Origin of the sequence: Nonomuraea pusilla, assembly GCF_900109355.1 — a bacterium.
In the GTDB taxonomy this organism is placed as follows: domain Bacteria; phylum Actinomycetota; class Actinomycetes; order Streptosporangiales; family Streptosporangiaceae; genus Nonomuraea; species Nonomuraea pusilla.
Genome location: NZ_FOBF01000016.1, coordinates 22,362 through 35,265 on the forward strand (window position 1 = coordinate 22,362; position 12,904 = coordinate 35,265).

General features: G+C 72.3%; 15 protein-coding genes and 1 riboswitch. Of the genes, 6 read left to right on the plus strand and 9 right to left on the minus strand.

What is annotated here, in order from left to right:
* Position 1 precedes the first annotated feature (1 nt).
* Both BMX74_RS28610 and BMX74_RS28615 read left to right on the plus strand, forming a co-directional pair.
* The gene (locus BMX74_RS28610) at positions 2-373 is read left to right on the plus strand and encodes a roadblock/LC7 domain-containing protein (protein ID WP_055509780.1); all 372 of its coding nucleotides are present in this window, start codon (positions 2-4) and stop codon (positions 371-373) included.
* Positions 374-411: 38 nt separating this feature from the next.
* Entirely contained in the window at positions 412-783 is a 372-nt protein-coding gene (locus BMX74_RS28615) for a hypothetical protein (RefSeq protein ID WP_091103826.1), read from the plus strand.
* Positions 784-892: 109 nt separating this feature from the next.
* Here BMX74_RS28615 and BMX74_RS28620 read toward each other — a convergent pair whose 3' ends face one another.
* From BMX74_RS28620 to BMX74_RS28635, 4 genes are all read right to left on the minus strand, one after another.
* Positions 893-1,738 carry an alpha/beta fold hydrolase gene (locus tag BMX74_RS28620; protein WP_218154095.1) on the minus strand — a complete coding sequence of 282 codons (846 nt, stop codon included), beginning with the start codon at positions 1,736-1,738 and terminating at the stop codon, positions 893-895.
* A gap of 70 nt (positions 1,739-1,808) precedes the next feature.
* On the minus strand, positions 1,809-2,666 hold the full coding sequence (locus BMX74_RS45885) for a hypothetical protein (protein ID WP_256257311.1): 858 nt from the start codon (positions 2,664-2,666) through the stop codon (positions 1,809-1,811).
* A gap of 174 nt (positions 2,667-2,840) precedes the next feature.
* A riboswitch (cyclic di-AMP (ydaO/yuaA leader) is annotated at positions 2,841-2,977 on the minus strand.
* Between the two features lie 195 nt (positions 2,978-3,172).
* Positions 3,173-3,373: a DUF5302 domain-containing protein gene (locus tag BMX74_RS28630; RefSeq protein ID WP_055509773.1), complete on the minus strand. Its 201-nt coding sequence runs from the start codon at positions 3,371-3,373 to the stop codon at positions 3,173-3,175.
* Positions 3,374-3,420: 47 nt separating this feature from the next.
* Complete coding sequence (locus BMX74_RS28635) at positions 3,421-4,875, minus strand: MDR family MFS transporter (RefSeq protein WP_256257312.1); 1,455 nt, start codon at positions 4,873-4,875, stop codon at positions 3,421-3,423.
* A 56-nt stretch (positions 4,876-4,931) separates the two neighbouring features.
* On the opposite strand from BMX74_RS28635, the gene BMX74_RS28640 reads away from it, so the two are divergent.
* Together BMX74_RS28640 and BMX74_RS28645 are read left to right on the plus strand one after the other, a co-directional pair.
* A complete protein-coding gene (locus BMX74_RS28640) occupies positions 4,932-5,426 on the plus strand; it encodes a PadR family transcriptional regulator (protein ID WP_055510432.1) in 495 nt (164 codons plus the stop codon).
* 119 nt (positions 5,427-5,545) lie between these two features.
* Positions 5,546-6,037 (plus strand): hypothetical protein, encoded by a 492-nt coding sequence (locus BMX74_RS28645; protein WP_091103827.1) that lies wholly within the window; start codon positions 5,546-5,548, stop codon positions 6,035-6,037.
* Positions 6,038-6,143: 106 nt separating this feature from the next.
* Here BMX74_RS28645 and BMX74_RS28650 read toward each other — a convergent pair whose 3' ends face one another.
* Genes BMX74_RS28650 through BMX74_RS28665 form a run of 4 tightly spaced genes read right to left on the minus strand, consistent with a single transcriptional unit; the run spans position 6,144 to position 9,845 of the window.
* Complete coding sequence (locus BMX74_RS28650; RefSeq protein ID WP_256257329.1) at positions 6,144-7,379, minus strand: ABC transporter permease; 1,236 nt, start codon at positions 7,377-7,379, stop codon at positions 6,144-6,146.
* Positions 7,379-8,209 carry an ABC transporter ATP-binding protein gene (locus BMX74_RS28655; protein WP_218154096.1) on the minus strand — a complete coding sequence of 277 codons (831 nt, stop codon included), beginning with the start codon at positions 8,207-8,209 and terminating at the stop codon, positions 7,379-7,381. Before BMX74_RS28655 ends, BMX74_RS28650 begins: the two co-directional genes overlap by 1 nt.
* The gene (locus BMX74_RS28660) at positions 8,206-9,318 is read right to left on the minus strand and encodes a peptidoglycan-binding protein (RefSeq protein WP_091103829.1); all 1,113 of its coding nucleotides are present in this window, start codon (positions 9,316-9,318) and stop codon (positions 8,206-8,208) included. Before BMX74_RS28660 ends, BMX74_RS28655 begins: the two co-directional genes overlap by 4 nt.
* Positions 9,318-9,845, minus strand: coding sequence for a hypothetical protein (locus BMX74_RS28665; RefSeq protein WP_091103830.1), 528 nt, complete (start codon positions 9,843-9,845; stop codon positions 9,318-9,320). The genes BMX74_RS28660 and BMX74_RS28665 overlap by 1 nt, the downstream gene beginning before the upstream one ends.
* A 189-nt stretch (positions 9,846-10,034) precedes the next feature.
* Between BMX74_RS28665 and BMX74_RS28670 the strand changes: the two genes are divergently transcribed.
* Both BMX74_RS28670 and BMX74_RS28675 read left to right on the plus strand, forming a co-directional pair.
* On the plus strand, positions 10,035-10,691 hold the full coding sequence (locus tag BMX74_RS28670; protein ID WP_055509761.1) for a response regulator transcription factor: 657 nt from the start codon (positions 10,035-10,037) through the stop codon (positions 10,689-10,691).
* On the plus strand, positions 10,688-11,905 hold the full coding sequence (locus BMX74_RS28675) for a sensor histidine kinase (RefSeq protein WP_256257313.1): 1,218 nt from the start codon (positions 10,688-10,690) through the stop codon (positions 11,903-11,905). The genes BMX74_RS28670 and BMX74_RS28675 overlap by 4 nt, the downstream gene beginning before the upstream one ends.
* Before the next feature lie 88 nt (positions 11,906-11,993).
* On the opposite strand, the gene BMX74_RS28680 is transcribed toward BMX74_RS28675, so the two are convergent.
* Positions 11,994-12,839 (minus strand): hypothetical protein, encoded by an 846-nt coding sequence (locus BMX74_RS28680; RefSeq protein WP_055509759.1) that lies wholly within the window; start codon positions 12,837-12,839, stop codon positions 11,994-11,996.
* Positions 12,840-12,904: the final 65 nt, after the last annotated feature.

Consider the following 12,904-nt stretch of genomic DNA (forward strand, 5'->3'; position numbering starts at 1 on the left):
GATGGAGCTGCGCGACGAAGTCCTGCGCGAGATGGTGCTCCTGAGGGAGCGCACGCCCGACGTCACCGGCAGCGTCGCCTGCACCGTGGACGGGCTGTGCCTGGCGAGCGACCGGGCCGACGACATCGGCGAGCGGACCGCCGCCCTGTCGGCCGCGCTGCTCGCCTTCAGCAAGCGGATGCTCACCCTGGCCGACCGGGGAGCGTTCGAGGAGACGATCGTCTCCGGCAACGCCGGCTTCGTGGCCTTCTACGCCGCGGGCCCCACCATCGTCCTCGCAGTCCTCGCCGGGCCCGGCGCGAACGTCGGCCTGCTGCGACTGGAGGGCAGGAAGACGGCGGCCGCGCTGGCCGCCGCGGCACGCAAGCACTGAACCGTTCCGACCGCGATCCCTGCAGAAAGGGAGAAATCATGGCCAACATGGACATCTCTCTCAAAGAGATGATGAGCATCGACGGCGCGCTCGGCGCGGCCGTCGTCGACTACGGCAGCGGCATGGCCCTCGGCACGCTGGGCGGATCGAAGGACCTCGACCTGCAGGTCGCCGCCGCGGGCAACACGGAGGTGATCAAGGCCAAGCTCCGTACGATGGACTCTCTCGGCCTGCAGGACGCCATCGAGGACGTCCTCATCACGCTGAGCGGCCAGTACCACATCATCCGCCCGATGACCGGGCGCGGAGGCAAGGGCCTGTTCCTCTACCTCGCGCTCGACCGCGGCCGCGCCAACCTGGCGATGGCCAGGCACCAGCTGCGCGGCATCGAGGAGCGGCTGGAGGTCTGACCGTACGCGAGGGCCCCGGGCCGAGGCGAGGTCGGCCCGGGAGCGGCTCCGGGGGCCTCGGGGGCGGCTTCAGGGGGCCGCCTCGGGGGCGGACCCGGAACGGCCGGAGTCAGCCGGAGGTCAGCTCGGCGATCTCGCGCGCGAACTCCGGCCAGAGCGGGCGCGGCAGGTCGTGCCCCATGCCGGGGTAGGTCACCAGCCTGGCGCCCGGGATCGCCTCCGCCGTCGCCCGGCCGCCCGCCACCGGGATGAGCTGGTCCTGCTCGCCGTGCAGCACCAGGGCCGGCACGCGCACCCCGCCCAGTTCCTCGGTTCTGTCGCCCGAGGCGACGATGGCGGCGTACTGCCTGGCCGTGCCCGCGGGATCGTGGCACCTGTCGTACGCGAGCCCGGCCAGCCGCGCGACCTGCTTCTCGTCGCGCTCGAAGCCCGGGGAGCCGAGGACGGCCCAGGTCCGCAGCGACTGCTCGATCACCGCCTCGCGCTCGGCGGGCGGCGCGGCGAGCAGCACGGCCATGGCGGCCTCGGTCGGCAGGGCGATGGCGGGGCCCGGCGCGGACATGATCGAGGTGAGGCTGAGCACCCGCTCCGGGTGCCTGATGGCCAGCGTCTGCGCGATCATCCCGCCCATCGACGCGCCGGCCAGGTGGGCGGCGGGCCAGCCGAGGGCGTCCATGAGCCCGGCGGCGTCGGCGGCCATGTCGGCCAGCAGATACGGAGAGGGCGCCCCCATGGCGGGGACGCCCTCGTCGTGGAAGTGCGTGGACAGTCCGGCGTCGCGGTTGTCGAACCGCACGACGTGGTGCCCGTGCCCGGCCAGGAGCTCGCAGAACTCGTCGTCCCAGTGCACAAGCTGGGCGCCGAGGCCCATGATCAGGAGCAGCGGCCGCCCTTCCGGTGAGCCGAAGCTCTCGTAGGCGATCTCGATGCCGTTGGCTGCCACGCGGGTCGTCACAGGTACCAGAATGTCATTCTGGTACCTGTGCCGTAAAGCCACCGCGAAGAGCCTCGGGCCCGTTCGGGAATCAGCCCCTGACGAGCTTGCGGACGCGCTCGCTGCCCAGCACCGCACCGCCGCCGGCCACGGCCAGAGCGACGGCCACGAGGGCGCCGCCGGTCCCGTCGGACCCGCCCGCCTCAGGCTTGGCGGCGGCCTCGACGGCCTCGACGGCCCTGCCGCCCGCAGACTGCGCCTGCTCGACCGGCTCGGACTTGGCCACAGGGGCGCTCGCGGGCTCGTCCTTGCGGACGTACCCGGTCTGGCGGACGGGAGCCTCGGCGGCCCGTCCCTCGCCGACCGGGGCGGTCTTCACACTGGGCTTCTTCTCGGCCAGGAGCTGCTGCGGCGGCTTGGCCGGGTTGCGGTCGACCTTGGCCCAGGCGCCGCTCGCGAAGGAGACGGGGTAGTTCTTCTTGCCCGCGCCGGTGCCCCACTTGGTGATGACGTAGTCCACCTTGATGTGGCCCTCGCCGCCGACGCCGTCGACGCCGAGCGTGCTGGAGTTGAAGCGCCCGCCGGTCAGGTGGGCGAAGGTCTTGGCGTCGAGGTCGAGCATGACGCCGTTGCTGGAGGGCACGCCCGGTCCGCGGTCGCCGACGAAGAAGGGCAGCTTCTTGCCCTTGTACATGACGTAGCCCTCGGTGAAGAGCGGCCAGCTCGGGCTGGCGACGAGGCCCTGCTGCATGGGCTTGCCGCTGGCGGGAAGACCGGTGTCTCCGGCGCGGCCGGAGGAGTCGTCCCAGAAGTACGAGGCGGTGGTCGAGCCCTTGAGCAGCACCTTCTCGTCGTCGCGAGTGTCGGCGTGCGCCGCGGTGCCGATGGTCAGGGCGCCGGCGGCGGACGCGGCGATCAGGGCGATGGAACGCAGGCCAAATCGAGACATGAAGAAGTAAGGTCCTTTGTGCGGGGACGGGGAAGGCGCGCTTCAGCAGGCGTAGCCGGGCAGAAGGCCGAACGGTCGCTACGCGGAGCGCTTGAAGGTCTGTGGGAAGGGGCCGATCACCAGGCGGCCGGCACGACGCGGTCTGGGGGTATGACGCGGGTACGCATAGGTAAGGTGTCCTCTCCATCTCGCCTACCGAGTTAGCTGACGGGTTCGGGCGTGGAGATGCCCTACCGGCACGAGTGCCGGATTCACCCCAGAGAAGTGGGTCCTCGGTTCCCGGAACTCCCGGGATTCGGCGCCAGCCGGCCGTCCCTCATGGGCTAGGACTGTCACCAGCTAGTAACGAGTCTTGAGATTAGTGTCTAAACCGGACAAACGCAAACGTTTCGTCACGAATGAGGCGAAGATCTACCTATAACGGTAAAGAGAAAGGGGGCACGGCTCTGCCGTACCCCCTGTGAACGCCGGATTCCGGACGCTCACGCCATCAGTCGTGAGCGGCGTCAGCCGCCGCTCTTGCGCCTGAACGACCTTTTACTCGCGGCCGGTCCGTGCGACCCGTGGATCTTCGACGGATCGCCGCCCCTGCCACCCGCGCCCGAGCCGGCGTGCTGGTTGCGCTTGCGCTCCAGCGCCTCGCGGAACTTGCGCTTCATCTCGTCCTCGGAAGTCTCGTTGACTTCCGGCTCCGACGATTCCGCCATGAGGACCTCCATGGTGTTGGGACCCTCACAGCTTCGCACGGCGGAGGTCACGAGGCGAAACCGGCCTCGACCTTGCTCTGCGGCGTGGCGGGGAGCTCCAGCCGCTTCGACGGCAGGGCCAGCAGCGCGACCAGGGCGATCACCGCGCCCGCCGCCCCCAGCGCGGGCACCACCGTCGCGGCGGCCGACGCGTGCGCCGCGGCCAGTCCGTGGAGCGGGGCGTCGTGCTCCACCACCGACGTGTACGCCGTGCCCGCGAGCGCCAGCGCCACCGACCCGCCGATCTGCCGGAAGAACGTCAGGTTCGCCGACGCCGTGCCGATGTGCTCCGGCGGCACCGACTGCTGCACGGCCACGGTCAGCCCCGACAGCATCGGGCCCATGCCCAGGCCGAGCAGCGCCATCCACCCGGCCAGCGCCAGGCCGCCGGTGTCCAGCGACAGGTTCACGCACAGCAGCGCGCCCGCCGCCATGAGGAAGGGGGACGCCACCAGCCACGGCTTGTACACGCGCGTCCTGGCCATCAGCGTGCCCATGAGCATGCTGCCCGCGACCATGGCGAGCGTCATCGGGTAGATCCGCAGGCCCGACTCCGTGGCGCTGGCGCCCAGCGCCTCCTGGAAGTACCTCGGCAGGAAGACCACGCCCGCGTACATGGAGAAGGCCGTCATGAACGAGGTCAGGTTCACCAGTGTGTACGTGCGGTTGGCGAACAGGTGCACGGGCACGATCGGGCTCGCCGTACGCCGCTCCACCAGCACGAACACCACCAGCAGCGCGAGGGCCGCCACCATCGGCACCGCCACCGCGGGCGAGAGCCAGCCGTTGCCGTCGAGCCCCTTCTCGGTGAGGCCCAGCAGCAGCGCGGTCACGGCCACGGTGAAGATGGCGATGCCCGGGTAGTCGGGCCGGCCGCCGGCGCCCGTGCCCGCCGTGCGCGGCAGCCTGAGCGTCACGACGGCGATGAGCGCGGCCCCGAGCGGCACGTTCACGTAGAAGGCCCAGCGCCAGGTGGCGTGGTCGGTGAACAACCCGCCGAGGAACGGCCCCGCCAGGTACGTCAGCGCCATCACGCCGCCCAGCGCGCCCTGCACGCGCGCGCCGCCGCGCGAGGGCGGGAACAGCTCCATCACCAGGGCGAGCGACAGCGGCATCAGCGCTCCCGCGCCCAGGCCCTGCAGCGCGCGGAAGGCGATGAGCTGCGGCATGTCCTGGGCCACCCCGCACAGCGCCGAGCCGATCACGAACACGGTCATCCCGACGAGCAGCAGGGGCTTCCTGCCGTACTGGTCGGAGAGCCTGCCGTAGAGGGGCACGGTGACGGTGGAGGTGAGCAGGTAGGCCGTCACCACCCAGGTGTAGAGGGAGGTGCCGCCCAGGTCGCCGACGATGCGCGGCAGCGCGGTGCCGACGATCGTCTGGTCCAGCATCGCCAGGAACATCCCGCCGAGGACGGCGAGCAACAGGAGGGCGTCGCCCCGAGGCTTCATGTCACGACTCACAGGTGAAGACTGATATGTAAGTCGTTACATGTCAAATCTTCGGTATGCTGGCAGCCATGTCCCTGCGGATCGCGCTGCTCGGGCTGCTGTGCGGCAAGGGCCCCGCCAGCGGCTACGACCTGACCAAGTCGTTCGAGAGGTCGCTCAACCACGTCTGGCAGGCCGGGCACACCCAGATCTACCCGGAGCTGGTCAAGATGACGTCCGACGGGCTCGTGACCGTCGAGTCGGAGGGGGCGCGAGGCCGCAAGATCTACTCGGTCACCCCGGAAGGGCGACGGGTGCTGCACGAGTGGCTGGTCGGGCACTCGCCCTCGCTGACCGTGCGCAGCGACACCGGGCTCCAGGCGTTCCTGCTCCCGCTCCTCGACAGGGACGAGGCCATCGCCGTCGTCCAGCGGATCCGCGACTGCCACGCGGAGCGCCTGGCGGCTCTCGACTTCCAGCCACGGGGCGTGCTGGGCCGCTACGCGCTCGCGCTCGGGGTCGGGCAGATCCGCTCCGTCCTGGAATGGGCGGACGAGACGATCGCCGACCTCCAGCGCTCCTGACTGCACCTGCGAAACGACCGGCGGGCGCGAAGCCTGCGGCGAATTGCTATTTGTGGTGCTATTTACAACTTGTGCGATAAAAGCGATATTTGTGGCGCAGCCGGGAAAGGGGCGCGCGAATGTCATCCTCCCGTCGGCGAGGAGCGCACGCACGGCGTTCGATCGCCTGCCTCGCCGCGACGGCCGTCTGCGCCCTGGCCGCCTGCGGTCCCGCCGCCGACCCCACGTCCAGCGGGGCGTCCGCAACCGGCTCCCTGGACGCCGCCACCCAGCAGCTCGTCGGCGACGCCACCCGGCTGCTCGAAGCGGCCCGGCTGCGGGCCGCCCAGGACGGCGCCGTCGACGACGACTCCTGCCTGCCCGGCGAGGTGCGGCGCCTCTACCGCGCCGCGGGCGACCTGCCCGACCCCGCCCCCGGCCTGCTGGAAGTCCTCAGCTCCATGGGGTACGCCGAGATCGAGGACGACCTCGACCTGCGCGACGAGGACGACGAGATCGCCGTCCTGCGCCACCCCGACTCCCGGCTGGTCTTCGAGCTGACCGTCCACCCGCACGCCACGCCGAACGTCGAGATCGTCGGCAAGACCACCTGCTACCGCAAGCAGCCCTGACCGGGCCCGCGACGTCGACGGCCCGGCGGGCCCAGGCGGCGCGGGAGGCGCGAGGGGGTGCGCGGGCGGCCCGCGTTGCGCCGGCGGCCCGCCTTACCCCCTCACGTCATGGCGTGGCCAGGGCCTCGGTGGGCGACATGCGCGAGGCGCGTACCGCCGGATACAGCCCGGCCAGCGCGCCGATGACCAGGGTGGCGGCCAGGCCGCCCCCCGTCGCCCACAGCGGCACCACGGCCGGCCAGCCGCGGTAGGCCGCGAAGCCGGTGGACACGCCCGCCCCCAGGACGATGCCGCCCGCCCCGCCCACGGCCGACAGCAGCAGCGACTCGGCGAGGAACTGCAGCCGGATCTGCCCCCTGGTCGCGCCGAGCGACCGCCGCAGGCCGATCTCGGCCCGGCGTTCCAGCACCGAGATCACCATGGTGTTCGCCACGCCCACGCCGCCCACGAGCAGCGCGACCGCGCCCACGCCCAGCAGCAGCCCCGCGAAAGCCTGGCTGGTGGCCTGCTTGGCGGCCAGCGCGTCTGAGGGACGCGAGACGTCCGCCTCGTTGGGCGCCTCCGGGTTCGCGGTGCTCGCCAGCACCGCCCGTACGGACTCCAGCCTGGACTCGTCCGAGCGCGTGTAGAGCGTGGTGGGGTGCCCGTCGAAGGCCAGCCTCGACTCCGCGACCGGCCAGCCGACCAGCGCGGCCGCGTCGAGCTCCTGCGCCAGCGGCACCGGGGCGAGCACGCCCACGACGCTGAAGCGGATGCCGCCGACGACCACCTGCGTGTCCGGGCCGACCGCGCCCACGCCGAGCCGCTGCGCGGCCGACGCGCCCAGCACGACCGCCGGGTAGCGCTCGGTCGCGGCGTTGAGCCAGGTGCCGCGATGGACGGTCGCCCCCACCGTGCTCAGCAGGTCGAGCCGGGCGGCGTAGGTGGAGATGCCGCCGGTCTGCGCCTCGGGGATCTCCTCGGAACGGTAGACCTTCGCATCGCCGATCTTGCCGATGGCCGAGGCCGCCCGCACGGGACCGATCCGCTCGATCATCGCCTCCGCCTCCACCGGCATCCGCGCCGCCTCGCCCATGAGCGTCGTGCCGGACGAGACGGTGAGCAGGTTCGTGCCGAGCGCCGAGAGCGTACGGTCGACCTCGGCGCCGGACGAGGACGAGATGCCGACGACCCCGATCATGGCGGCGATGCCGATGGCGATGCCGAGCGCCGACAGGAACGCGCGCAGCGGGCGGGTACGCAGGCCGACGGCGCCGACCCGCAGGACGTCGCCCGCCCGCATGCGAGCGGGGACCGGCCGGGGGCGGGGGTGCGGGGGCCGGGACCGCGCGGGCGCCGCCATCACGCCGCCCCTCCACTGGCAGCGGCACCCCACGACGGCGCCTCCCGCCCAGCACCATGAGGCTGCCCCCGCCCAGCACCTTGCCGTTCCTCCCGTCCGGTGACGTGCGGTTCCTCCCGTCCGGGACTGTACGGTTTCTCGTGTTCCGTGGCTGAGTCGGAGACGACGCGGCCGTCGCGCATGGCGACCCGGCGCGGCAGTCCGGCGGCGATCTCACGGTCGTGCGTGATGATCACGATGGTCGTGCCGGAGGCGTTCAGCTCGCGCAGCAGGCCCATCACGCCCGCCCCCGAGGCCGAGTCGAGCGCGCCGGTGGGCTCGTCGGCGAGGAGGAGCGGCGGGTCACCCGCCACGGCCCGCGCGATCGCCACCCGCTGCCGCTCCCCGCCGGACAGCTCGTGCGGCTCGTGGTGGACCCGGTGCCCGAGCCCCACCCGCTCCAGCGCCGCGGCGGCCCTGCGCCGCCGCTCGGCCCGCGCGAGCCCGGTGTAGACGAGCCCGTCCGCGACGTTGTCCAGCGCGGGGACCCGGGCGGCCAGGTGGAAGTGCTGGAACACGAACCCGATCGTGGTGGCCCGCAGCGCCGACAGCTCGCTGTCCGACAGGTCGGACACGCCGTAGCCGTCGATCCTGACGCCGCCGGAGGTGGGCCGGTCGAGCGTGCCGACGACGTTCAGCATCGTTGACTTGCCCGACCCCGACGGGCCGACGATGGCCACCAGCTCGCCGTGCCGGATCTCCAGCGACACGCCGTCGAGCGCGGCGACCCCGCCCGGGTAGGTCCTGGAGACGTCCTCCAGCGAGACCATGGGGAACCCCGGCGAGGTCATCGCGGCACCCCCACGGTCATGCCCTCGGCGAGCCCGTCGCCGGACACCTCGACCCGCCCGCCCGCGAACAGCCCCGTCTCGACGCCGACGTACCGGGACCTGCCGCCTTCCACGACCTCCACCCCGAAACCGCCCTCCTTCAGCGCGACGAGCGCCGACACGGGCACGGTCAGCACGCCCTTGCGCCGCGAGGCCGTGAACGTCACCTCGACGGCCGCCTTGTCCAGCCCCTTCGCCGCCTTGCCCGAGCGCAGCGCCACGAGCACCTCCAGCCGGGTCTTCGGCTCGTCGTTCTGGCCCTCCCCCGGCTCGATGACGGTGGCGACCTCCGTGACCCTGCCGGGGACGGACGTCCCGCCGGGCAGGGTCACCTCGACCTTGGCGCCCTTCCTGGCCATCCGCTGGTCCTCGGTGTCCAGCCGCACGGTGACCACCTTGGACGTCCCCGTGTAGGTCAGGACCTTCTGCCCCGGCGCGGCCGGCTGGCCCTTCTCCGCCTCCAGGCTCTCCACCCGCACCTCGCCCGGCGCGAACACGACCCGGCCCAGCTCCACCACGCCGGTCTCGTCCAGCCCTCGGTCCTCCTGCCACTCCCTCACGGCCGCGGCGGTGGCCGTGGTGAACTCGTCGTCCACGGTGAAACCGTCGTAACCGAGCTTGGCGAGGTTGCGCTCCAGGCTCTCCACGTCCGGGCCCTCCGTCCCGACCCGCAGGTCGCGGTAGGCGGGCGTGCGGCCGTACATGAGGACGACCGGCTGGTCGTCGAGCCGGTAGAGCGACCGGCCGCGGGTGATCTCGGCGCCGCCCTCCGGCAGCCAGGTGATCGTGCCGGGCTTGCGGACCACCGCCGTGGTGACGGGCCCGTAGCCGAGCTCGCCGTCGGCGTCCTCGGTGTCGTTCAGCGTCTGCCTGGTGACCGTCGTCGTGGCCGGGGGCGGCGCGGCGGCCGTCCCGCCCGTCCCCGCCGCGCCGCCCCGGAGCAGGCCGGGGCCGTTCAGCACCGCGAACCCGGCGGCCGCCGCGGCCGCCACCGTCGCGAGGCCGAGCAGCAGCCTGCCGCGGCGGCGGCGCGGCGCCCTGGGCCGCTGGTCGAGCGTCGCCGTGCCCATCAGGCCCCTCCAGGCCCGGCGTCGGAGAACTCCTTGTGGCACTTGTCCTGCGCCGCCTTGAAGTCGGGGTCGTCGCCGACCTCCGGCGTGATCCGCACCGCGCCGCCCTCGGGGTCGGGGAACGCCTCGACGCCGTTGTCACGCATGCACTGCGCCAGCTTGCGCATCGCCTCGGCACGCTTCGGGTCCGCCTTGTCCCCGGCCATGCCGCTCGGCGCGTACTGCTTGCACGCCTCCTGGGCCTTCTGCACCTTCTCCGGGGACGTCTCCTTGCCGAAACGCATCATCAGGCCCTTGCCCCGCTCGGGGTCGGGCACGTTCACGCCGTTCTCGCGCATGCACTGCGCGTACTTGAGGTTCCGCTCGTACGGGTCGCCGCCGGGCGTGGGGCCGGACGCGGCGCTGCTCGCGGCCGGGCTGGCGCCGCCGCCCGCCGAGGCCACGTCCGCGCCGCCGTCGCCGCCCGAGCCGCAGCCCGTCAGCAGGACGAACGCGAGCGGCACGGTGGCCAGGACTGTTGCTCGCATGGGACCGTCTCCTCCGTCTGATCCATCAGGTGTCGTACGGCGAGATGCAACAGGCGGCGCTGTTTCCCCGGCGTTTCCGTTTCGCCGTACTCCGGCGTGACTCACTCCGGTTCGCCCTACTCCGGTTCGCCTTACTCCGGGCGAACACGGCTCGCGCAACAATCGGCCTGGCGACACGGGAGGTGACGAATGCGGGTGCTGGTGGTCGAGGACGAGCGGATGCTCGCCGGCGCGATCGCCGAATGGCTGCGCGACGAGACGCACGCCGTCGACCTCGCGCACGACGGCGAGGCGGCGCTGGAGCGGATCGCGGTCAACGACTACGACGTGGTGGTGCTCGACCGCGACCTGCCGCGCGTCCACGGCGACGACGTGTGCAGGGAGCTGGTGGCGTCCCGCCCCGACGCCCGGGTGCTGATGCTCACGGCCGCCGCGCAGCTCGACGACCGGGTGACGGGCCTGTCGCTGGGCGCCGACGACTACCTGACCAAGCCGTTCGCGTTCCCCGAGCTGGCCGCGCGGGTGCTGGCGCTCGGCCGCAGGTCGCGGCCCGCGGTGCCGCCCGTGCTGCGCCGCGCCGGGATCACGCTCGACCCGGCGCGCAGGGAGGTGTTCCGTGACGGGCGGTTCGTCCCGCTGTCGAAGAAGGAGTTCGCGGTGCTGACCGAGCTCATGCGCGCCGACGGCGCCGTCGTGTCGGCGGAGCAGCTTCTGGAGAAGGCGTGGGACGAGCACGCCGACCCGTTCACGGGGGCGGTCCGGCTGACGATACTCAAGCTGCGCCGCAAGCTGGGCGAGCCGCAGGTCGTCGAGACCGTGCCCGGCGTCGGGTACCGCGTCGCGTGAGCCGGCCCGCCCTGCCGTGGCCGCCCCGCCCGCACCCCACGCTGCGGCTGCGGCTCACCGTCGTGTACGGCGCCCTGTTCCTGGTCGCCGGGCTGGCGCTGCTCGGCGTAACGTACCTGCTGTTCGACCAGCAGCTCAACCAGACATTCGAGTCGCGTTTCGGCATCGGTCCCGGCGACAGGAAGTTCATCCGCATCATCCAGGACGGCACCCTGATCACCGGCGACGCGGCCTCGGCCTGGATGCGGAGGCAGGAGGCGGGACTGCGGGAGGCCGCCGTGACGTCGCTGCTCACGCAGGGCACGGTGGCGCTCACCATGGTCGGGGCCCTCGCCGTCGGGCTGGGCTGGGTGGTGGCGGGCCGCGTGCTGGCTCCGCTGCGGGTCGTCACCGAGACCGCCCGCAGGATCGCCGCCGCCCCCATGGCGGAGCGCGGCCTGCACGAACGCATCGCGCTGGGCGGGCCTCCCGACGAGGTCAAGGAGCTGGCCGACACGTTCGACACCATGGTGGAGCGGCTGGACCACTCCTTCGACGGGCAGCGCAGGTTCGTCGCGAACGCCTCGCACGAGCTGCGCACCCCGCTGACGCTCAACCGGGCCCTCGTCGAACTGGCCATGCACCGCCACGACGCCTCCGCCGACGTCAAGCGGCTCGGCGAGAGCCTGCTGGAGATCAACGCGCGGCACGAGCGGCTCATCAGCGGCCTGCTCCTGCTCGCCCGTTCCGAGCAGGAGATCGCGGACCGCTCACACGTGGACCTCGCCGACGTCGTCGCGCACGTCGTCGCCCAGACCGCGATGGAGGCCGCGGGCGCCGGGGTGAGCGTGCGCGAGGACGCCGGGCCCGCGCCGACCACCGGTGACGCGCTGCTGCTCGAACGCCTGGTGCACAACCTGGTCGAGAACGGCGTCCGGCACAACGTGGACGACGGCACCGGCTGGGTGCGCGTGGCCAGCAGGACCGTCCCCGGCGGCCTGGTCGAGGTGGAGGTGAGCAACTCGGGGCCGCACGTGCCGCCGTACGACATCCCGCTGCTGTTCAAGCCGTTCCACCGGCTGGGGCCCGAGCGGGTCGTGACGGGCAGGGGCGCGGGGCTCGGCCTGTCGATCGTCCGGTCGGTGGCGCTGGCCCACGGCGGCGACGTGACCGCCAGGCCGGGCGAGGACGGGGGCCTCGTGGTCACCGCCGTGCTCCCCCGCGCACCCCACTGACCGCAGGCCGGCTCACCCCGCGGCCCCCTCCATCACCTCGAACGTCGCTCGCTCGCCCCGAGCGACCAGGCCCTCGCGCCCGCCCCGGTCAGAGCGCGAAGTCCGCGGCGAACCTCTGGTACACCTGCTCGTTGGCCGCCTTCGCCCTGGGCGAGTAGGCGGCGTAGAAGGACTTGCCGCATTCGAGGTCCTTCAGCGCCGCCTTGATCTCCTTCTCCAGGTACGGCTTGGCCTGCTCCGGCTTCAGCGGCGGCATCAGGACCAGGGTGCGGCCCTCGGGCACCTTCGGCAGCGGGCCCTTGCGCAGTTTCTTGGCGACCTGCGTGGCCTGCTTCGTGAACGCCGACCGACCGCGTTCGGCGAGGGCCGAAGGCCTGGTTTCGCTGATGCCCAGGCACGCGCCGAACTGCTTGCCGAGCCGCGCGAGCCGCTCGTCCTTGTCGAGAGCGGCCACGGACTCGTCCAGTGCCGCGTTGAGCTGGGTGAGGTAGTCGCCCTGCTGCGAGGTGACGGTGAGGCCCAGGTGCTTCTCGGCCGCCTCGGCGAAGCAGGCGTCGTCGGCCGTGCGCCATTTCTTGAGCTCGTCCGCCGGCATCGCCATCAGGTTCTTGTTGTTCACGTTCTCCCCGGACACCGGGTTGACCACCGGGTCACCCGGATAGACCAGCTTGGACCAGACGCCGAACCCGTACCTGGCCCGGTACGCGCGCAGCGCCTCATGGTCGCCGTCCAGCCGCTCGAGCTCTCCCGGCTGCCACTTGCGCTTGACGACCGGCTCGGCCAGGTAGGTGAACCCCTTCTCCTGCATGCAGGCCACCCTGGTCTCCTCCATGGCGGCCTTCTTCTCGTAGGCGGCCTGCGTCTCCGGCGAGGGGAGACCGCTGAACGTACCGACGAGCAGGGTGGCCGCGACGGCCTTCGCTGCGATCAACATGGTTTGCTCCTTCACTTGGGCATGCGAAAACACGCATGCGAAACAGAACGTCCGGCCGGAAGGCC